Here is a 21349-nt window from a genome sequence, read left to right on the forward strand (position 1 = left end):
GACTGCGTGGTTGCAGCTCGCTTCTTCTCCCTGTCCGGGGATAAGGTCGCGGCAGCGGGATGAGAGGGCAAGGGTAGCGATAAGTCGCGATCTTGCCCCCTCATCCGACCCTTCGGGCCACCTTCTCCCCGGCGGGGAGAAGAAATTTTGGAACACTCAGCTCATCTGGCTGACGAATTTGGTCTCCAGATAGGCCTGAACCGCCTCCGAGCCGCCTTCCGTGCCATAACCGGAATCCTTGATGCCGCCGAAGGGGACTTCCGGAAGCGCAAGGCCGTTATGGTTGATGGTCAGCATGCCGGCCTCGACCTGCTGGCCGAGCGCATGTGCGGTCTTGACCGAGCCGGTAAAGGCATAGGATGCAAGACCGAAGGGCAGGCGGTTCGCCTCAGTGATGGCGTCATCGAAGCTCGAGAAGCGATTGATGATGGCAACCGGGCCGAAGGGTTCGTCATTCATGATTTTGGCGGTGGTCGGCACATTGGCGAGAACCGTAGGCTCGAAGAAATTGCCCTTGTTGCCGATGCGGCGACCGCCGGTCTTCAATTCGCCGCCATGGGAAACGGCGTCGTTGATGAGGCCTTCCAGTGCCGGAATGCGGCGCTCATTGGCAAGCGGGCCCATGATGACGCCATCTTCGAGACCATTGCCGACCTTGATGGCCTTTGTCGCTTCCACGAAACCCTCAAGGAATCGGTCCGCCACGCCATCCTGAACGAGGAAGCGGGTGGGGGCGACGCAGACCTGGCCGGCATTGCGGAATTTCGCAAGTGAGGTGACCTCTATCGCCTTGTCGATATCGGCATCGTCAAAGATCATGACGGGCGCATGGCCGCCAAGCTCCATCGTGGCGCGCTTCATGTGCTTGCCTGCCAGCGCCGCCAGATGTTTGCCGACGGGGGTGGAGCCCGTGAAGGAAATCTTGCGGATGACCGGATGCGGGATCAGATATTCCGAAATTTCAGAGGGAACGCCGTAAACGAGGCCGATGACGCCAGCCGGGACACCCGCATCCACGAAAGCGCGGATGAGTTCGGCCGGCGATGCCGGTGTTTCCTCCGGTGCCTTGACGATGATGGAGCAGCCGGTGGCAAGCGCTGCGGACAGCTTGCGGACGATCTGGTTGATCGGGAAGTTCCAAGGCGTGAATGCCGCCACAGGGCCGACCGGCAACTTGATGGCAAGCTGCGAAACGCCGGTCGCACGCGCGGGAATGACCTGGCCATAGGTGCGGCGGGCTTCTTCCGCGAACCAGTCGATGGTATCGGCGGCGCCCATGATTTCGGTGGCGGATTGCGCCAGCGGCTTACCCTGCTCGCGGGTCATGATGTAGGCGATTTTGTCCTTGCGCTCGCGCAGGATATCGGCCGCCTTGCGCATGATCTTCGAACGCTCGTAGGGGGAGGTGTCGCGCCACAGCTTGAAACCGCGCTCGGCAGCGGCCAGCGCCAGATCGAGGTCTTCCTTCTCGGCATGGGCAATCGCGCCGATGATCTCGTCGGTTGCCGGATCGGACACGGCGATCGTCTTTCCGGAAACGGCGTCTCGCCATTCGCCATCAATGAGAAGTTTGATGTCGGGATAGGTGTGCATTGGGGCTACCTTCATGATGCGGACGATACGGCGGATGCCGTCCGGCCCGGAGACGTGAACAGAATTTTCCTGGCCGGACGATATCCGGCATCGCGGCTTTCGCTGCGCGGAATATGTGTCTGGATATTTCCGACGGGGCTCGTGGAATTGCCGGAAACCACAGCCTTTATATTAAGGTCCGGGCGACGTGTTTCAACCGTGCACACCGGCAATCGGCACGATTTTTCCGCGGTGGAGAATCTGTCATCCCTCTTTCACCCCGGCGCGCAGACGGGGCGCCGCGTATCCCGCTGCCTCAGACGAATCAGATGAGGTGCGCGGTGAGGGAAAGGTTCTCGACACAATTCGGCCTTTGCCCAAGCGGGTGAATTATCGGGAGGGTTTCCGCAGTCTGCCACTTGCGTCATATCGGGGCGTGTGGCCCGAAAAATTACAATAAGGTGAAAAAATTATCCAAAGGGTTTACTCAAAACCTAGAGAAAATACGGATAAAATCTCAGTGAGGATATAACACTGATTCCTGATATATATTACTGGCACCGGTTCACTTGAACTTCAAAGGTTGGCGAAAACCCTCGACCTGAACGTTATCGATGGAGAAAAAGCATGAGTTTCGCCCGGGTACTTCTCAGTGCGTTCTTGTCGCTCGCGTGGCTTTCCTGCGCCGAAGCCGGCGAAATTGCCAAACCGCAAGGAAAACCGATATTAACCATATCCGGAAACATCACCAATACGAATGCCGAAGGCGCTGCGGTGTTTGATCGTGACATGCTGGAAGCGCTTGGCATGGACACAGTGGAAACAATGACACCCTGGCATGATGGCCGGGTCCGTTTCGATGGTGTTTCGCTGGCAAAATTGATGGATCTCGTCGGCGCAAAAGGCACCAGCGTCACGGCAGTCGCTCTCAACGACTATGTCAGCACGATACCTATTGAAGATTTTAAGAAATTTAACGTTATCCTGGCGATCAAGCTGGATGGCAATTACATGACAGTTCGCGAAAAAGGCCCGTTGTTCGTCATCTATCCCTATGACAGCGATCCGGAGCTGCAGAAGCAGACATACTACTCGCGATCAGCATGGCAAGTTGCCAAACTGATAGTGGAATAAAGGTGCCGTTTGCGAAAACTTGTGGCGGTGATCATCTGTTGCTTCGTCCTGGCAACGGGCTATATCGCTTTCGTCATTGCCGAGCGGCAGACTGCTCTGCAGAAATTCGCCCGCTACAATGATTCCTGGGCCGTCAGCCAGACGGTTGCAGAATATCTGCGTCTCCAGAACAAGCTGGCCGTATTCGCCCTTGACCCCGGCAAGATTGATCGGGACGAACTGCAGTTGCGTCTGGATATTATGCTGAGCCGTCTGGAGCTTCTGAAACAGGGAAATCTGGGCGCCTTCATCAATGAGAAACAGCAGTGGCGGGATCTCGTAACCCATCTTGATGCGGTTCTGGTCCATCTTGAGCAGCGGATGAGCGATCTCAATCCGGCCGAGGTTCCGGATATTCTTTCCGCGATGAGCGCGCTCGACGCGCCGATGACGACGCTCGCCTCGTCTTCCGTCGCTTTTGACGTCAACCTTATCGACACCGCCCATGAGGATGTGCGCAAGCTGCATATCGTTTATACGGCGCTGGCCGGCGGCCTTATACTGTGTGGTATCGCGCTTGTCATATTGCTGCTCCGCCAGAACGATCTCCTGAACCGGGCGCAGAAAAGCATGCGTGGTCTGACGGACGATCTGCGTGCCGCCACGCTGGAATTGCAGGCCAAGAATGTCCGGCTCGAACATGACGCCTATCACGACGCGCTGACGGGACTGCCGAACCGCGCGCTTTTCCGGCGGGAGTTGATCGAGAGATTGCGTCGATCCTTCGGCGGGACTGGAACGACAGCCATCCTTCTGCTCGATCTGGACGGGTTCAAGGACGTCAACGATACGCTCGGCCATGACGCCGGCGATGCCCTGCTTCAGGCCGTGGCGCAGCGCCTGTCCGGCATCGGAGGCGATTATGATATGGTCTGCCGTCTGGGCGGTGACGAATTCGCCGTCGTCTCCGACGATCTGAACGAGGATGCCGCCCGCCGCATCGCCAACAGGCTTATCGACCAGATCAGCCGCACCTACCAGCTTGGCGAGCAGGAGGTCAAAATCGGCACCTGCATCGGCATCGCCATATCGCACGGCGCCGTCGACGCGGATGAATTGTTCAAGCGCGCGGATCTGGCGCTTTATGAGGCGAAAGCCATCGGCCCCGGCCGGGCGAGTGTCTTCAAGGTCCGCATGCAGAAGCAGCTGACCGAGAAAAAGTCCTTCGAGGCTGACTTGCAGACCGCGCTGCAGAACGACGAGATGGAAGTCTATTACCAGCCGCAGGTGGCGACGCAGACACGCAAGCTTTGCGGCTTCGAGGCGCTGCTGCGATGGAAACATCCGGTGCGGGGCGATGTGCCGCCCAGCGTGTTCATTCCCGTTGCGGAAAGAACCGGCCTCATCCATTCGCTCGGAAAATGGGTGATGGAAACCGCCTGCCGCGAGGCGATGGGCTGGGACGAGGACATGAAAGTGGCGGTCAATCTGTCGCCAGTCCAGTTCCACAGCACCAGCCTCATCCAGAACGTCATGGGCGCGCTTGAGAAAAGCGGGCTGGAACCCAGCCGGCTCGAACTTGAAATCACTGAATCGATCCTGCTCAACAAGAGCGACCAGACGATCAACACGCTTTCACGGCTGAAAGCCGTCGGCATCCAGATCGCCATGGATGATTTCGGGACAGGTTATTCATCGCTCGCCAATCTGCGCGGCGTGCCTTTCGACAAGATCAAGATCGACCGCTCGTTCCTGCGCGATATCACCAGCGATCGCGACGCGCTGGCGATCGTAGAATTCGTGGTCGGCGTCGGCCGCAGTCTGCGGATGACGACGATTGCGGAAGGTATCGAGACGGAAGAGCAATATGAATGTGTCAGGCGTCTGGGTTGCGATCAGGTTCAGGGATATCTGATCAGCAGACCGTTGCCGGCCAAGGAGCTTGTGGCCTGGAGTTCCGTCTGAGGTGCGCCTGTTTTGGCGGCGACCGCATCTTGCATTTTTTACCACGTCATAGTGTTGCTTGCGAAAACCGATACCGGTTGCCGCAACGATGCTGTAGAGCATTCCCGGTCGATATGGGATCATTGCGGCAAAGCGGCCGAGTTTTGCGAAAAGGCTTGAGACATGGAAATACTGGACGTGCATGGAATTGCCCTTCCTCTCTCTTCCGATGAGGTGTCGCCGGTCATCTGGCAGGCGCTGACCGACGGCAGCTATGAGGCGAAAGAGGCCCGCAGCGTCCTGAAAGCCATCAAGCCCGGCGATCGGGTGCTGGAGCTCGGCTCCGGTATTGGCATCATCACCTCGATCATTGCCGGCATCGAGGATGTTTCCGTCTGGGCCTTCGAGGCCAACCCCTCCACCGCGGCGCTGGCAGAGCGGGTGATCAAGGCCAATTGCCGCGGCAATGTCGTGTTTTCGCAGGGGCTTCTCACCGCCGATGAGCCGAGCTCCTATCCTTTTTACGTCCGCAGGGATCTCTGGATGTCGTCCATGGACGAAAATCAGGGTCCCTATGAAAAGCGCATCGAAATTTCCTCCGCCAATATCGATGAATTTATCGCCAGCCGGGGCATCACCGCGCTCGTTATGGATATCGAGGGTGCGGAACGCGATCTGCTCGGCAGGGCCGACCTCTCCGGTGTGGAGCGGATATTCGTGGAACTGCACGACCATCTTTACGGTCTTGCCGGAGTTCGCGATATCATGCAGGCGCTGACCGCGAAGGGATATGCCTATGATCCCCGGGGCTCACGTGGGCCCTGCGTCCTGTTCTCGAAGGACGAAAGCCCGAGGGAATACGATCCCGAGGTGGACTGAGGCCGCGCCGAATTCACGGAACCGTCCGCCTGTCCTCTCCGTTCTCACATTTGCATGAGGGCGCGGAGCGGGTCGATGCGCGCATCGTAATCGGTACGCCACGATAATTTCATAAACAGCAATTCATTCCCAATTATTGTTGCAATTGTAGCAACCGTTATCCTGCGTCATCATCCCTCCATCAAACCGGCGCACAAAAGGATGCACCGGAGATGCCAACGCAACCGAAGGAGTAACGATCATGGGCTTTGTTAAGACGACAGACGGAACCGAAATCTTCTACAAGGACTGGGGCCCGAAGGACGCCCAGCCGATCATGTTCCACCATGGCTGGCCGCTCAGTTCAGATGACTGGGATGCGCAGATGCTGTTTTTCCTCTCCAAGGGTTTTCGCGTCGTCGCCCATGACCGCCGTGGTCATGGCCGTTCCGCCCAGGTTGCTGACGGTCATGACATGGACCACTATGCCGCCGACGCCTTTGCCGTCGTGGAGGCGCTCGATCTGAAGAACGCCGTCCATATCGGCCATTCCACCGGCGGCGGCGAAGTGGCCCGTTATGTCGCAAAACATGGCGAACCCGCCGGCCGCGTCGCCAAGGCGGTTCTCGTTTCCGCCGTGCCGCCGCTGATGCTCAAGACCGAGGCCAATCCGGAAGGCCTGCCGATGGAAGTGTTTGACGGCTTCCGCTCTGCGCTTGCCGCAAACCGCGCCCAGTTCTTCCGTGACGTACCGGCCGGCCCGTTCTATGGCTTCAACCGCGATGGCGCGACCGTGCAGGAAGGTGTTATCCAGAACTGGTGGCGTCAGGGCATGATGGGCGGCGCGAAGGCCCATTATGACGGGATCAAGGCCTTCTCGGAAACCGACCAGACCGAAGACCTGAAGAATATCAGCGTTCCGACGCTGGTTCTGCACGGTGAAGACGATCAGATCGTGCCGATCGCCGACTCGGCTCACAAGTCGGTGAAGCTTCTGAAAAACGGCACGTTGAAGACCTATCCCGGCTTCTCGCACGGCATGCTGACCGTCAACGCCGACGTGCTGAATGCCGACCTGCTGGCCTTCATTAAGGGCTGATACTTTTCCGACATCAGAATGCGGCCGATCACTCGGTCGCATTTCTATTTGGGCAAGGTGAGATGGCCCCGCCAGGCGGTGCGATAGGAAGTCAGCTCCGGGATATCCCTCGCCGTGAAATGACGCTCTCGACCGGCAACCGGCTTGATACCGGTGAGCAGCGCAGCACCCGCACTGGTCCCCGTCGAGCCTTCCATGGCAATGACGTCGGTTGTGGCAAAAGCGGCGAGTGCCTTCAAATAGAGCGTGTTTCCGGCGAAGGGTCCTTCGACGACAATCGGCCCCCTTCGCTCGACGAGCGAAAGGCAGAATTCCGTCATCAGGGCGAGATAGAGCGAGGCAGTCGCATGTCGCTCCGCCCCCGTTGCATCGCTATCGGCGATCCAGCGTGCCGCGCTTTCCGGAAAGGGGCCGGAGCCGCTGACGACGCTCGGCAGCAGCATCATTCCATTTTCGATAACCCCGCCGAGCGCGGCCTCAATCTCGTCGATTGTCGCTGCTCCGAATTGCTGCGCCAGCATCTCATATTCCCTGCCACCCATGAAGCGGGAGGAAGGAACGGGTCGCCCGAGGGCATCGACATTCAAAAGCGTATCGCGGCTGGGATCCAGCGCATCCGCCTTCCCGCCAATGGCGAAATTCACCACCCAGGTGCCGGTTGAGACGACGGAAAAATCGCCGTCGCGGCGAAGTAGATGTGGCAGGAGTGACGCGTTGGAATCGTGGATGCCGCAATAGACCGGCATATCAGGTGACAGCCCGGTTTCCTGCGCCAGTGATGGGGCGATCGTGCCCAGCACATCGAAAGCGGAGCGGACAGGCGCCATCAGATGCTCGATGCCGAGACGCTCGACCAGCGATGAAAAGCTCTTCAAGCGTGGGTTCCATAGGTCCGTGTGGCAACCAAGCGAGGTGGTTTCGGTTGCCTGAATGCCCGTCAGTCGTCCTGCCCAATATTGCGGGTAAGTAACGATGTCGCGCACCCTGGCGAACTCGTCCGGAAAGGTGGTTTTCTGGAAATGGATCTGTGCGCCGAGGTTCAGTCCCGCAGGAAGCTGCGGCGAGCCAGTCTCCACGAAATCGGGCCTGATCTCGCGATAGGCCTCCTGAACGGGTTCGGGGTAGACATGCTCGTAATCGAGCACGGGCATGGCGAGGTCGCCGTTTCCATCGAGAAGTGCTGCTGAAGCGCCATGGGTGGTGATGGAAATCGCATCAAAACCCGGCTTGCGGCCAAACCGCTGAAGCGCGGAAAGAATGAAGTGCCAGAGCATCTCCACATCGTAATGCGGGTAGGGGCCATCGCGAAGAACGGGGTTCGTCCGCTTCTCGCCGGCAATTTCCTCGCCGCTGCCGGTGTCGATGACGACCACCTTGGCATTGGTCTTGCCGATATCGATGACCGCGACCCGGTTCGGTTTGGTGCTGTCGCTCATGGCAGATGGAACACCGTCACCAGGTCTATTGCAACGGGCGAATTGTCGGGATTGCTCTCCATGATGTCGGCCATATGCGCCCACCATTTCTTCATGACGGGGTGGTCGGGCAAGGCCGCCATGCCGTGGTTTTTCGGGCGCGTCAGCACGCCGAACAGGATGTTGGTTTCCGGGTCGAGATGGATGGAGTAGTCGCGGACCCCCGCCTCGTGCAGCAGCGCCACCAGCTCCGGCCATATCTGGTCGTGGCGCTTTTTGTATTCGGCTTCCTTGCCGGCGAAGAGTTTCATCTTGAAGGCGTGTTTTTCGAGTTCCGGCATGGTTCAGCCTCTCATGGCACGAAGGCGACGGACGACGATGGGGATGGCGATGGTGATGATGAGCAGCAGGCCGACGAAGATCGACATGACGATACCAGGCACGTTCAGAAGCCCCAGCCCGAAAGTGACGAGGCCCATGACGAAGGCGGCGATGACGACGCCCGCAATGGTGCCGGAACCGCCGAGGATAGACACGCCACCCAGCACCACCATGGTCACCACCTCAAGCTCCCAGCCTTGAGCGATTGACGGGCGTGTGGAGCCGAGCCGCGAGGTGAGGCAGACGGCGGCGATGCCGCTCATCAGGCCGGTCAGCAGGAAGAGGATGAATTTCACGCGCTCGACGGGAATGCCGGAAAAGCGCGCGGCGAAGGGGTTGGTGCCGATGACATAGACCTGCCGGCCGAAATTGGTGGCGTGCAGCAGAATGGCGAAGAGGATGGCCATGACGATGAACAGTACGAATTCGAAGGAGATCACCCAGAACACGTAGCCCTGACCGAAATAGGCGAAATCCGCCGGATATTTGCCATAGGCCTGATCCCCCAGCACCATGTAGGAAATGCCGCGAAACAGGCTCATGGTGCCGATGGTGACGACGATGGAGGGCAGCTTGAGCCCGGCGACCAGAAAGCCGTTGAAAGCCCCGCACAATAGCCCGGTGCCGATGCCGATGGCGACGAGGCCTGATGTGCCGACCCCCATCTGCACCGCCGCACCCATGGCGGTGGAGGCAAGCGCGATGATGGCGGCGACTGACAGGTCGATTTCACCGGCGATGATCAGAAGCGCCATGGCAAAGGCGATGATCGCCTTTTCAGTGAAGTTGAAGGTCGCGTCGGAGAGATTCCAGGCGTTGAGGAAATAGGGCGAGGCGAGCGAATTGGCGATGAAGATGAGGATCGCGACACCAAGCAGCAACACTTCCCAGCTGGCCATGATACGGCTGAGCGGCGTGCCGAGTTTGTCGGGAATGACGCGCGGTGCCTGTGACGGTTGGGAATTCGTGCTCATGCGGATGCTTCCTTGCCATGGTCTGCTGCGGCCCGGTCGCGCAGGATGATACGGCCTTTTCTGGCTTCGGCGCGGGCATTGAAGACGACGGCGAGCACGATGACCACGCCTGATATCGCCATTTGCGCGAAGGGTGAAATGCCGATGACGGGCAGCGCGTTCTTGATGACGCCGAGGAACAGCGCGCCGAGCACAGCACCCGCCACCGAGCCGATGCCGCCCGCAATCGAGATGCCGCCGATGACGTTGGCTGCCACGCTGTCCAGCTCGAAGCCGGCGGCGATATCCACATAAGCAACGGCGTAGCGCGACACCCAGAGATAGCTGGCAAGACCGGCGAGCGCCCCCGACAGGACGAAGGCGAAGAAGCGGGTGCGGCCGACATCGATGCCCGCATAGACCGCAGCACCCGGATTGCCGCCGGAGGCGTAGGCGGAACGGCCGAAGGAGCTGCGTGTCAGCACCAGCCAGGCTCCGGCGATGATGAGAATGGCCACCCAGGACAGAACCGGCATGCCGAGGACCATCGTGCGCGGCACATTGAGGAAGGTCGGCGAAAACTGATGCGCATTCACCCAGCCGCCGCCCGACAGCACGAAAGCCATGCCGCGATAGATGGTGAGCGTGCCGAGCGTCACGACAATAGGCGGAATGCCAAGCCACCAGACGAGTATGCCGTTGATGGAACCCAGAAACGCGCCGATGCCGACCGCCATGACAATGAGTAGCGGCAGGGGAATACCCGGAAAGGCGGCATTGGTCATCGCCACCGCCATGCCGGTGAAGGCGAGATTGGCGGCGACGGAGAGGTCTATGGATTTGGTGAGAATGACCGCCATCTGACCAAGTGCCAGGATGATGAGGATCGACGTATCATTGAAAATATTGACGAGATTGCCGGGCCGGCCGAAGCCGGGTGCGCGCAGGGCAAAGCCCGCAATCATGACGATGATGATGCCCGCCAGCAGCCATTCGCGATTTTTGAGTAGACGTTGCATGTTCTTGGCCCCTCTCAGGCATTGCCGGTGGCGGCGCGCACCAGCTTTTCCGGAGAAAAATCGGCGCGGTCGAACTGGCCCGCCATCAGGCCTTCGCGCATCACGATGGCGCGGTCGGACATGCCGAGGATTTCGGGAAGTTCGGATGAAATCATGATGATGGACAGGCCTTCGGCGGCAAGCTCGCTGATGAAGCCATGCACGGCGGCCTTGGAGCCGATATCGATGCCCTTGGTCGGTTCATCGAGTATGATGACCTTCGGCTGGGTGGCGAGCCACTTGCCGATCACCACCTTCTGTTGGTTGCCGCCCGAAAGCGTGCCAACAGGCACCGAAAGCGCGGCGGCGCGCAGATCGAGCCGCGCGGCATATTTGCGCGCCAGCGCGAATTCATTGGCGGCGGCCAGAAACCCCTTGCGCGAGGTGCGGGTGAGAGAGGGCAGCGACATGTTCTGATAGATCGGCATATCGAGCGCCAGCCCGTGGCGGCCGCGCTCTTCCGGCACATAAACGATGCCGGCGCGTATCGCATCTTCCGGCGAGCGGATGGTGAGCGGCTGGCCGTTCAGCATTACCTCTCCCGAAGCCGGGCGGGTGATGCCGAACAGCGACTGGCAGAGTTCGGAACGGCCGGCGCCGATCAGCCCGTAAAGGCCGAGAATTTCACCCTTGCGCAGATTGAGCGAAATATCGCGGAATTCCGTCTGATGCGAATAGTCGCGAACTGACAAAACAATTGACCCCAGCGTGACGGCCTGTTTGGGAAAGGCATTCGTCACGTCGCGACCGACCATCAGCCGCACGATCTCGTCCTGCGCGGTGGTGGCGAGCGTGCCAGCGCCGACCATTTTTCCGTCGCGGAACACGGCATAATTCTCGGCGATCTCATAGACTTCATCGAACTTGTGGCTGATGAAGAGAATGGCCTTGCCCTGTCGCTTGAGGTTTTCAACGATGCGGAAGAGATCGTCGATCTCCTTGCGGGAAAGAGCGGCGGTCGGTTCGTCCATGATCACGATGCGCGCCTCGACAGACAGCGCCCGGGCGATGGCCACCAGATGGCGCTGCGCAATCGACAGGTCTTTCAGCCGAATGGAGGGATCGATGGTGCTTTCCAGCTGCTCCAGCAGAACCTTGGCGCGCGCAGCGATGGTCTTCCAGTCGATTAGGCCGAAACGACCCTTCGGCGCATGGCCGAGGAAGATGTTCTCGCCGACGGAAAGCTCATCGAACAGCACGGTTTCCTGATGAATGGCGGTAACGCCGGCATCGATGGCGTCCTGTGCGCTGTGGAAGTGGACGGCCTTGCCATCCAGCATGATTTCACCCTCGTTGGGGCGGTAGATGCCAGTAAGGATTTTGACGAGCGTGGATTTACCCGCACCGTTCTCGCCGATCAGCGCGGTGACCTTGCCGGGGTATAGCGCGATATCGACGCCATCAAGCGCTTTCACGCCGGGGAATATCTGGCTGATGCCGCGCATTTCCAGAATGGGAACGGCGCTGGAAGCCTCTGAGATGTTTATGGTTTGGGTTTCAGCACGCATCATTCCGTCTTACCGGTCTGTTTTGATGAAGCCGCGAGGGGCACCCCCCTCTGCCCTGCCGGGCATCTCCCCCTCAAGGGGGGAGATCGGCAAGCGGATAGCACCCTGCCTTATGGATCGAGCGGGTGCGGCACATCGATCTCCCCCCTTGAGGGGGAGATGCCCGGCAGGGCAGAGGGGGGTGCCCTCCACGCACTGCCGTCACTTCTCAAGATCAGAAAATCTTCGAGAACTGATCGATATTCTTCGCGTCATAAACAAACGGATCAGCCATCGCCGCTTCGCTGTTTTCACCAACCTTGATCTTGCCCATACGACCGGCTTCAATTTCCGAGCCCGGCTTGCCATCGGTTTCGCCCTTCACCAGGCGATAGGCGATCTGGGTGGCGGAGTAACCGAGGTCGATCGGGTTCCAGATGGCGAATTCCTTGGTGGCGCCTGATTTGATGGCGCCGGCCATTTCAGACGGCAGGCCAAGGCCCGTCACATAGACCTGACCGATCTTGCCCGCATCCTTGACGGCCTGCGAGGCGGCGAGAACGCCGACCGTCGTCGGAGCGACGATGACCTTAACGTTCGGTTGCGAGGAGAGCAATCCCTGCGCTTCGCGATAGCTCTTGTCGGCGAGGTCGTCACCGTAGACCGTGGTGACGAGGTTGAGGCCGGGAAAGTCCTTCAGCTGCTTTTTCATCTCGTCGATCCAGATATTCTGGTTCGTGGAGGTGGTGGTGGCCGAAAGAATGGCGAAATCGCCCTTGCCGCCTTCGAGATGTGCCGCGGCGAGCTGCAGGCACATCTTGCCGATCAGCGCGTTGGAGGATGGGTTGAGCTGGAGAATACGGCCTTCAGGCGCCACGCCTGAATCCCACGAGATGACTTTGATACCGCGCTGCGCGGCCTTCTTCAGCGCCGGAACCACGGCGTCCGGGTCATTGGCGGAAATGGCGATGGCGTCCACACCCTGCGCGATCAGCGAATTGATCACTTCGATCTGGCCTTCCGCCGTGGTGCTGGTCGGGCCTGTATAGATGATCTGCACGCCGCCAAGGTCTTTCGCGGCCTCTTCGGCACCCTTGTTGGCGGCTTCGAAAAAGCCGTTGCCGAGCGATTTGACCACCAGTGCGATCTTGACGTCGGCTGCCTGGGCAACGCCGCCAAGACCCGCAACGGATAGCGCCGCGCTAAGTGCCAGGACGCTCGTCAATGTTCTGCGTGTAAGTTTCATGTTCCTTTTCCTCCCGTTTTTGAACCTGTTCCTCTCCCCGGTGCTTCCTCAAGCGACCGAAGAGGAATCCTCCCCATCAGGCGGGTTGGCCGTCTTGCCATCCCCCACCGCCCCGGCGATCAGCAATTCCACGCCGGCATTTTCCACCATCCTTGCCGCTTCGTCCGAAATCCCGTCATCGGTGATGATGGTCGTGACGTTTTCGAGCGGGCATAAAATCAGGCTGGAGCGTTTTCTGAATTTCGAGGAATCGACCATCACGATCAGCTCTTCCGCCTGCCGCATCAGCTTCTGTTCGCTCTGGATCACCAACGCGTCGGACTCCATGATGCCAAGAGCGCCCACGCCCTGCGCGCCGAGAAAAATCCGTCGCGCATAAAAATTGCGGATAGCGTCATTTTCGAAGGGCGAGAGGATGAGGCTCTGATCGCGATAGATCGCGCCGCCCGGCACATTGACGTTGCACTTGGAGTGTTTGACCAGATGCTCGGCGATGGCAAAGGAATTGGTCATCACCTGCAGGCGACGCGCCGCCATGTAATGCACCATCTGGAACGTGGTCGTGCCGCCATTCAGGATGATCGCGTCGCCATCATTGCAGAGATCGACCGCCTTGCGCGCAATTGCGCGTTTCTTATCGATATTGACCGATTCGGAAACGCGGAACGGCCGTGCGGCCAGATTGCCGAGTTGCGGCGGATGCACTGCTTCCGCCCCGCCGCGCACGCGCCGCAACTTGCCCTGCACATGCAAAGACGCAATATCCCTGCGGATCGTCGCTTCCGACGCATCCGTCAGTTCGGCAATATCCTGCACCGTCACGACAGCTTTTTCCTGCGTGGCGCTCAAGATGATGCGGTGGCGTTCGCGTTCGTGCATGGGATCCTCCTGACGCTGATTTATTCGCAATCTCTTTACGTTGTCAATCAAGAACGATCAAATTAATCAATATCGCGCTGCAACATGAAAATTTATGATCGTTTTTGATTGACATTGTCCTTTTGAATGCGCGATATCTGCCGTCAAAGGAGGCGGGCCGATATCGGCTTCGCGAATGCAGACAGATATTGGGAGGAACACATGACGGGAACATCCCGCCTTCTCGAAAGCCGTTGGGACGACGCCTACGCCAGAACGCTCGATGAGCCCGGCAAGCTGCTTTATCGCTCCAATCTCTTAGGCGCCGACAAGCGCATCACCAATTACGGTGGCGGCAACACATCGGCAAAGGTGCTTGAGACCGATCCGCTGACGGGCGAAAAGGTCCGCGTCATGTGGGTGAAAGGGTCCGGCGGCGATGTCGGCACCATCAAGCTCGATGGCTTCGCGACCCTTTATCTCGAGAAGCTGGAAGCGCTGAAGGGCATCTACAAGGGTGTCGAAGATGAGGACCGCATGGTCGGCTTTCTGCCGCACTGCACCTTTAACCTCAACCCGCGCGCGGCCTCCATCGATACGCCGCTGCACGGTTTCGTGCCCTATTATCATGTCGATCATATGCATCCGGATGCGATCATCGCGATTGCCGCCTCGAAGAATTCGAAGGAACTGACGCAGCAGATCTTTGGCGATGATATCGGCTGGCTTCCCTGGCGTCGTCCCGGTTTCCAGCTCGGTCTCGATCTGGAAGCCTTCGTCAAGGCCAATCCCAAGGCGAAAGGCGTCGTGCTCGAAAGCCATGGCCTCTTCACCTGGGATAACGACGCCAAGGCATGTTACGAACTGACGCTCGCCATTATCAATAAGGCGATCGAATGGTTTGCAGGAAAGACCGAAGGCAAGGTGATCTTCGGCGGTGCCGTAGCCAAAAGCCTGCCGGTTGCCGAACGCCGCGCCATCGCCGCCCGGTTGATGCCGGAAATCCGTGGCCGTATCGGCCGCGAGGAACGCAAGCTCGGCCATTTTGACGATCAGGATGCTGTCCTGGAATTCGTCAATTCAAAGGAACTGAAGCCGCTTGGCAACCTTGGCACATCCTGCCCGGATCACTTTCTGCGCACGAAAATCCGCCCGCTGATCCTCAACCTCGATACCGCAAATCCCGATGTCGATGCGCTGACGGCTGGTCTCGACGCGGCGCTGGAGGCTTACCGCGCGGATTATACGCGCTACTATGAAACCTGCCGCCATGATAATTCGCCCAAGATGCGCGATCCGAACCCGGTGATATTCCTCATCCCTGGCGTGGGCATGTTGTCCTTCGCTAAAGACAAGGCGACCGCACGCATTGCCGGTGAATTTTACGTCAACGCCATCAACGTCATGCGCGGGGCGTCCACCGTATCGGAATATCAGGGTCTTCCCGAGCAGGAAGCCTTCGATATCGAATATTGGCTGCTGGAAGAAGCAAAGCTGCAACGGATGCCGAAGCCGAAAAGCCTTGCCGGCCGTGTCGCCTTCGTCACCGGCGGCGCTGGCGGCATCGGTCGGGCAACGGCGGAACGGCTGGCGGGTGAGGGTGCCTGCGTGGTTCTGGCGGATATTGACGAGGCGGCGCTGGAAGCCGCCAAGGGCGATTTCGTCAAGCGCTACAGCGATGATGCGGTGCGCACCGTCAAGCTTGATGTGACGCAGGAAGATGCGGTCATTTCCGCCTTTGCGGAAGCGAGCGTGGAATTCGGCGGCGTGGATATCCTCGTTTCCAATGCCGGCATCGCTTCTTCCGCCCCGGTGGAAGATACGACGCTTGCCATGTGGAACAAGAATATCGACATCCTCGCGACAGGCTATTTCCTCGTTTCGCGAGAAGCATTCCGGCTGCTGCGGCGACAGAATCTCGGCGGCAACGTCGTGTTTGTCGCTTCCAAGAATGGCCTTGCCTCTTCACCCAATGCATCGGCCTATTGCACGGCGAAGGCGGCGGAAATTCATCTCGCCCGTTGCCTTGCGCTCGAAGGGGCGGAAGCGGGCATTCGCGTCAACACCGTCAATCCCGATGCCGTGTTGCGCGGTTCGAAAATCTGGAATGGCGAGTGGCGTGAGCAGCGGGCGGCGTCGTCCAAGATCGAGGTGACCGATCTCGAAGAACATTACCGCAAGCGCTCGATGCTGAAGCTCAATGTCTTCCCGGAAGATATCGCCGAGGCGATCTACTTCCTGGCGTCCGACGCTTCGGCCAAGTCGACCGGGAACATCATCAATGTCGATGCCGGCAATGCGCAGAGTTTTACGCGATAATAAGGGACGGTCATAGGCGGCGATCACGTCGCGTTGGCCGGGGAGGAAAAAATGACCGAAACGAAGATCGCCGCCGATGTCATCGCGGCGGAAAACGAAAAGCGCGCCGGCGCACAGAAAGACGACTATCAGGCGCTGGGCAACCAGCTAGCGCGCCGCAACATCGACATCGATGCCGTTACGGCCAAGGTGGCGGAATTTTTCGTCGCCGTGCCGTCCTGGGGCGTCGGCACGGGCGGTACACGTTTTGCCCGTTTCCCGGGCGCGGGCGAGCCACGCGGCATTTTCGACAAGCTGGACGATTGCGCCGTCATCAACCAGCTGACGCGGGCGACGCCCAATGTCTCGCTGCATATTCCGTGGGACAAGGAAGATCCGAAGCGGCTGAAGGCCCATGCCGATGCGCTCGGCCTCGGCTTCGACGCCATGAATTCCAACACCTTTTCAGATGCGCCGGGCCAGAGCCACTCCTACAAATACGGCTCGCTGAGCCATACGGATGCCGCGACGCGCCGGCAGGCCGTCGAGCACAATATCGAATGTATCGAAATCGGTAATGCCATCGGCTCCAAGGCGCTAACGGTGTGGGTGGGCGATGGCTCCAATTTCCCCGGCCAGAGCAATTTCACCAGAAGTTTCGAACGTTATCTCGCGGCCATGGCCGATATCTACAAGGCGCTGCCGGATGACTGGCGTATCTTCTCCGAACACAAGATGTATGAGCCGGCCTTCTATTCCACCGTGGTACAGGACTGGGGCACCAATTACCTCATCGCCAACACGCTCGGCGAAAAGGCCTTCTGCCTCGTCGATCTCGGCCATCATGCGCCCAACACCAACATCGAGATGATCGTCGCCCGGCTGATCCAGTTCGGCAAGCTCGGCGGTTTCCATTTCAACGACAGTAAATATGGCGATGACGATCTGGATGCCGGTTCGATCGAGCCCTACCGTCTGTTCCTCGTCTTCAACGAGCTGGTGGACGCCGAACATCGCGGCGTGAAGGGTTTCCATCCCGCCCATATGATCGACCAGTCGCATAATGTGACGGACCCCATCGAAAGCCTGATCTCCAGCGCCAACGAAATCCGCCGCGCCTATGCGCAGGCATTGCTGGTGGATCGCATCGCTCTCGACGGTTACCAGCAGGATAATGATGCGCTGATGGCTTCCGATATGCTGAAGCGGGCCTACCGCACCGATGTCGAGCCGATCCTTGCGCAGGCGCGGCAATTGACGGGCGGTGCTATCGATCCGGTCGCGACTTTTCGTGCGAGCGGCTATCGCAGCCATGTTGCGGCGAAGCGCCCGGCTTCGGTTGGCGGTAGCGGGGGTATTGTTTAGTCGTTTGATTTATGAGGTGTGCAAAGGCTGAGAGCAGGCGGAGATAGCTAATGCCTTGCCTGCACCTCTCCGCCGTCATCCTCGGGTCAAGCCCGAGGATGACGGCGGAGAGGTGCAGGCAAGGCTGCCATCGGGGTCCGGTCAAGCCTTCTCGCCCCCAGAACGGGACGGCTTGCGCACCTGAAACGTATGCTCCGGCCCTGGAAATGCACCGGAGCGCACCTCATCAGCATAAGCCGCCGCCGCTTCTGAAGCCGCCGTGCCGAGATCGGCGTAGCGTTTTACGAATTTCGGTTTGAAATCGGAAAACAGGCCGAGCATGTCGTCGGAAACCAGCACCTGTCCGTCACAGGCCGGCGATGCGCCGATGCCGATGGTGGGGACGGCAAGTTTTTCCGTCAAATCGCGAGCCAGCGGCTCGACGGTGCCTTCCACGACGATGGCGAAGGCGCCGGCCTGATCGACCGCAATTGCATCGCGCCAGATCTTCTGCGTTTCCGCATCCGAATGTCCGAGCGAGCGGAAGCCGCCGGCGGTGTGGACGAGCTGCGGCATCAGCCCGACATGACCGAACACCGGAATGCCGCGGGCGACCAGAAAGGCGATGGTTTCCGCCATTTCCTCGCCGCCTTCCAGCTTCACGCCGTCGCAGCCGGTTTCCTGCATCAGCCGCACGGCATTGCGGAACGCCTGTTCCTTCGATTCCTGATAGGTGCCGAAGGGAAGATCGACGATGACGCAGGCATGCTCGACACCGCGCATGACGGCGCGGCCATGGGCGATCATCATATCCAGCGTGACGCCGACCGTCGTGTCCATGCCGTAAAGCACCATGCCGAGGGAATCGCCGACCAGGAGCAGATCGCAATGCGGATCGAGCAGGCGGGCAATCGGCGTGGTATAGGCGGTCAGGCAGACGATGCGCGCCTCGCCTTTCATCTGTCGGATGGAGGCTGTCGTCAGCCGCTTATGTTTGCCATGGGCGCTCATTCGACAGCCTCCCGTTGATTGATCCTGTCGCGCCCGATGACACGGTTGTCGAGGAGCCTCGTGCTGCCCAGGCGCACGAATAGCGCCACCAGCACTGGTCCCGCCTGCAACGAAGCAACGGGGGCGAGCGTATCGGGATCGCGCACCGCGACGACTTCCGGTGAGGCCAGCGGCTCGGCGGCGATGAATTTTTCTATGGCTGTCTCGAATGCGGCAGGGTCGTCGAAGCCCTCGCCATAAAGCCGTTCCGCTTCGTCCAGCGCGCGCGGCACGATCACGGCTGCGGCGCGTTGTGCGGGGTTAAGATAGACATTCCGTGAGGAGCAGGCCAGCCCGTCCGCCTCGCGCACGGTGGCGACGGGAACGACCCTGACAGGTTGGGCAAGGTCCTCGACCATGCGGCGGATCAGCGTTACCTGCTGGTAATCCTTCTCGCCGAAATAGGCCGCGTTCGGCTGAACGAGATTAAAAAGCTTGGTCACGACGGTCGCAACACCGGCGAAATGCCCCGGCCGCACCGCGCCTTCCAACTGGTTTCCCAGTTCGGACACATCCACCACGGTCTGCATCGGGCGCGGATACATCTCGGAGACTTCCGGTGCGAAAAGAATGTCGATGCCCGCCTCTTCCAGCAATGCGCTGTCGCGGGTAAGATCGCGGGGGTAACGGGCGAGATCCTCATTCGCACCGAATTGCAATGGGTTAACGAAGATCGAAACCACTGTTACGTCGTTGTCCGCCTTGGATTGGGCAACGAGCGTCAGATGGCCGATATGGAGAAAGCCCATGGTCGGCACGAAGCCGATGGTTTTGCCCGCACGGCGAAAGTCGGCGGTGGCGTCCCGCAATTCGGCGACGGTTTTTACAAGCTGCATGGGTCTCCTCCGGCTTCCCCAATCGCCGCCCGGCGAAAGGTGCTGGATAGAACTCGATTTGCCGAACAGGGTCAACGGACGCATCGGGATTATATCGATTAACCCTATGACGACTTTCGAGAGAACCGGAGTTCGGACAGATGACGGCGATCACTCCAACCAGAGCGGTTTCCTTTTTTCGGCAAAAGCCAATCGCCCCTGCCGCGCCTCGTCGCTGACGCTGATCGTGGCGATGACGCTCTCGGCAAAGGCAAGCCGCTCGATGGACGGCATATCGCGCATCTTCAGCAACGCCGCCTTTCCGGCCGCGATGGCGCCCGGAGCATTCTGCCGCAACCGTGCGAGAACATCTTCCACCACGACATCGAGTTCGGCAGAAGGGACAGCCCGATTGACGAGGCCGAGACGCTCCGCATCAGCGGCGTTGATCGCAGCGCCAAGATAGGCCATTTCCTGAAGCTGGCTCATGGGTATCTTCGCCAGAAGCTTTGCCGCCACCATGGCCGGGAAAAGTCCCACGCGCACCTCAGGCATGCCGAATTCGGCATGGTCGGCGGCATAGGCGAGATCGCAGGCGGCAACGAGGCCAAGCCCGCCGGCCAGCACCCGGCCGTTGATGCGGGCGATGACGGGCCTGTCGCAGCCCTCGATGGCGCGCATCACATCGGCAATGGGGTTGGTTCCCTCCCGCGAGAGGAACATGCCGCCGGCGCTTTCCTTCAGATCGGCCCCGGAGCAGAAGCTGCGGTCTCCCGCCGCCGTTATTACCACGGCGCGCAGGCCGCCATCACCGGATGCCGCGCGGATGGCTCTCGTGAGTGCGTCCGTCATCGCGGCATTCAGGGCATTGTGCACCTCCGGCCGGTTGAGCGTCAGCCAGAGAATGTCTTTGCGCCTTTCGCTCAGCAGTTCATCCGCCATGCGCGCCATCCTTCTGTCTTGCCGCAAGCAGTGCCTTGCCGGCGCGGGCCGCATTCGGTCTACCGAGATGCCGGCTGATCCAGTCCCCGGTTTTCGCCACCGCCAACAGGTCGATACCGGTTTTAATGCCAAGCCCCTGCAGCAGATAAACGACGTCTTCTGTGGCGACGTTACCGCTGGCGCCCGGTGCAAAGGGGCAGCCGCCCAGCCCGGCGACCGAACTGTCGAAGACGGAGATGCCTTCATCCAGCGAGGCCAGCACATTGGCGACGCCCTGCCCATAGGTATCGTGGAAATGCATGGCGAGTTTTTCACGCGGGATGCGGGCAGACACCCGCTTGATGATATTGCGAATCTGGTCCGCCGTGCCGATGCCGATCGTATCGCCGAGCGAGATTTCGTAACAGCCGAGGCCGATAAGCGCTTCGGCCATCGCCGCCACCTCATCCTGTGCAACCTTACCGTCATAGGGGCAGCCGGCTATGCAGGAGACGTAACCGCGTATGAGGATGTTCCGGCCGGCCGCGGCTGATGCGACATCGCGCAGGCGCTCAAGGCTTTCGGCGCGCGAGCAGCCGATATTGTGCTGGCTGAAACCTTCGGACGCGGAGACGAAAACGGCGACTTCCGTCACACCGGCATCAAGGGCAGCCTCGAAACCTTTCATATTGGGAACGAGCGCCGGATAGGCGGTGCCGGGTCGCCTTTCGAGGCCCTGGAACACCTCTTTTGAATCCGCCATTTTCGGCACTTTTTTGGGTGAGACGAAAGCACCCGCTTCCACCGCCGCCAATCCGGTTGCGGCCAGCCGTGCGATCAACTCGATCTTGATGGCGGCTGGAACCTCGGCGCTTTCGTTCTGCAAGCCGTCACGCGCGCCCACTTCGACGATTTTTACCTTTCGGGGCCAGCTCAT

Annotated in this window: 18 protein-coding genes and 1 pseudogene; 6 read left to right on the forward strand and 13 right to left on the reverse strand. The window is 59.8% G+C overall.

Features of this window, described 5'->3' with window-relative positions; all coding sequences use genetic code 11:
* Positions 1-156 precede the first annotated feature (156 nt).
* Positions 157-1593 carry an NAD-dependent succinate-semialdehyde dehydrogenase gene (locus O9X91_RS09575; RefSeq protein WP_142912017.1) on the reverse strand — a complete coding sequence of 479 codons (1437 nt, stop codon included), beginning with the start codon at positions 1591-1593 and terminating at the stop codon, positions 157-159.
* Positions 1594-2199: 606 nt separating this feature from the next.
* Here O9X91_RS09575 and O9X91_RS09580 point away from each other — a divergent pair.
* The 4 genes from O9X91_RS09580 (at position 2200) to O9X91_RS09595 (ending at position 6586) form a co-directional block, all read left to right on the forward strand.
* Positions 2200-2706, forward strand: a complete 507-nt coding sequence (locus tag O9X91_RS09580; protein ID WP_137411509.1) for a putative pterin-binding protein — start codon at positions 2200-2202, stop codon at positions 2704-2706.
* A gap of 21 nt (positions 2707-2727) precedes the next feature.
* A complete protein-coding gene (locus O9X91_RS09585) occupies positions 2728-4650 on the forward strand; it encodes a putative bifunctional diguanylate cyclase/phosphodiesterase (RefSeq protein WP_244614215.1) in 1923 nt (640 codons plus the stop codon).
* Between the two features lie 162 nt (positions 4651-4812).
* The gene (locus O9X91_RS09590; protein ID WP_077985134.1) at positions 4813-5508 is read left to right on the forward strand and encodes an FkbM family methyltransferase; all 696 of its coding nucleotides are present in this window, start codon (positions 4813-4815) and stop codon (positions 5506-5508) included.
* A gap of 241 nt (positions 5509-5749) precedes the next feature.
* A complete protein-coding gene (locus tag O9X91_RS09595; protein WP_142912014.1) occupies positions 5750-6586 on the forward strand; it encodes an alpha/beta fold hydrolase in 837 nt (278 codons plus the stop codon).
* Between the two features lie 44 nt (positions 6587-6630).
* Here the strand turns inward: O9X91_RS09595 and O9X91_RS09600 are convergent, their stop codons facing one another.
* The 8 genes and pseudogenes from O9X91_RS09600 to O9X91_RS09630 all read right to left on the reverse strand — a co-directional run bounded on the left by O9X91_RS09600 (position 6631) and on the right by O9X91_RS09630 (position 14005).
* Entirely contained in the window at positions 6631-8022 is a 1392-nt protein-coding gene (locus O9X91_RS09600; RefSeq protein ID WP_269833726.1) for an FGGY-family carbohydrate kinase, read from the reverse strand.
* A complete protein-coding gene (rhaM, locus tag O9X91_RS09605) occupies positions 8019-8342 on the reverse strand; it encodes an L-rhamnose mutarotase (protein WP_269833727.1) in 324 nt (107 codons plus the stop codon). The genes O9X91_RS09600 and rhaM overlap by 4 nt, the downstream gene beginning before the upstream one ends.
* Before the next feature lie 3 nt (positions 8343-8345).
* Positions 8346-9356, reverse strand: coding sequence for an ABC transporter permease (locus tag O9X91_RS09610; protein WP_077985130.1), 1011 nt, complete (start codon positions 9354-9356; stop codon positions 8346-8348).
* Positions 9353-10354: an ABC transporter permease gene (locus O9X91_RS09615; protein ID WP_269826426.1), complete on the reverse strand. Its 1002-nt coding sequence runs from the start codon at positions 10352-10354 to the stop codon at positions 9353-9355. The genes O9X91_RS09610 and O9X91_RS09615 overlap by 4 nt, the downstream gene beginning before the upstream one ends.
* A gap of 14 nt (positions 10355-10368) precedes the next feature.
* On the reverse strand, positions 10369-11904 hold the full coding sequence (locus tag O9X91_RS09620) for a sugar ABC transporter ATP-binding protein (protein WP_269833728.1): 1536 nt from the start codon (positions 11902-11904) through the stop codon (positions 10369-10371).
* 33 nt (positions 11905-11937) lie between these two features.
* Positions 11938-12083: pseudogene (locus O9X91_RS23875) on the reverse strand (bifunctional diaminohydroxyphosphoribosylaminopyrimidine deaminase/5-amino-6-(5-phosphoribosylamino)uracil reductase RibD); the annotation flags it as partial.
* 32 nt (positions 12084-12115) lie between these two features.
* Positions 12116-13126, reverse strand: coding sequence for a rhamnose ABC transporter substrate-binding protein (rhaS, locus tag O9X91_RS09625; protein ID WP_077985128.1), 1011 nt, complete (start codon positions 13124-13126; stop codon positions 12116-12118).
* 48 nt (positions 13127-13174) lie between these two features.
* Complete coding sequence (locus O9X91_RS09630; protein ID WP_077985127.1) at positions 13175-14005, reverse strand: DeoR/GlpR family DNA-binding transcription regulator; 831 nt, start codon at positions 14003-14005, stop codon at positions 13175-13177.
* A gap of 201 nt (positions 14006-14206) precedes the next feature.
* Here O9X91_RS09630 and O9X91_RS09635 point away from each other — a divergent pair, with 201 nt between their 5' ends.
* Positions 14207-16303 carry a bifunctional rhamnulose-1-phosphate aldolase/short-chain dehydrogenase gene (locus O9X91_RS09635; RefSeq protein ID WP_269833729.1) on the forward strand — a complete coding sequence of 699 codons (2097 nt, stop codon included), beginning with the start codon at positions 14207-14209 and terminating at the stop codon, positions 16301-16303.
* Between the two features lie 51 nt (positions 16304-16354).
* Complete coding sequence (gene rhaI / locus O9X91_RS09640) at positions 16355-17647, forward strand: L-rhamnose catabolism isomerase (protein ID WP_269833730.1); 1293 nt, start codon at positions 16355-16357, stop codon at positions 17645-17647.
* 141 nt (positions 17648-17788) lie between these two features.
* On the opposite strand, the gene panB is transcribed toward rhaI, so the two are convergent.
* The 4 genes from panB to O9X91_RS09660 form a co-directional block, all read right to left on the reverse strand.
* Positions 17789-18637, reverse strand: coding sequence for a 3-methyl-2-oxobutanoate hydroxymethyltransferase (gene panB / locus O9X91_RS09645; RefSeq protein ID WP_142912007.1), 849 nt, complete (start codon positions 18635-18637; stop codon positions 17789-17791).
* A complete protein-coding gene (gene panC, locus O9X91_RS09650; protein ID WP_269834297.1) occupies positions 18634-19512 on the reverse strand; it encodes a pantoate--beta-alanine ligase in 879 nt (292 codons plus the stop codon). Before panC ends, panB begins: the two co-directional genes overlap by 4 nt.
* A 150-nt stretch (positions 19513-19662) precedes the next feature.
* Complete coding sequence (locus O9X91_RS09655; protein ID WP_269833870.1) at positions 19663-20433, reverse strand: enoyl-CoA hydratase-related protein; 771 nt, start codon at positions 20431-20433, stop codon at positions 19663-19665.
* Positions 20423-21349, reverse strand: coding sequence for a hydroxymethylglutaryl-CoA lyase (locus tag O9X91_RS09660; RefSeq protein ID WP_269833869.1), 927 nt, complete (start codon positions 21347-21349; stop codon positions 20423-20425). The genes O9X91_RS09655 and O9X91_RS09660 overlap by 11 nt, the downstream gene beginning before the upstream one ends.

The sequence above is a fragment of the Agrobacterium salinitolerans genome, from assembly GCF_027498475.1.
Lineage (GTDB): Bacteria > Pseudomonadota > Alphaproteobacteria > Rhizobiales > Rhizobiaceae > Agrobacterium > Agrobacterium salinitolerans.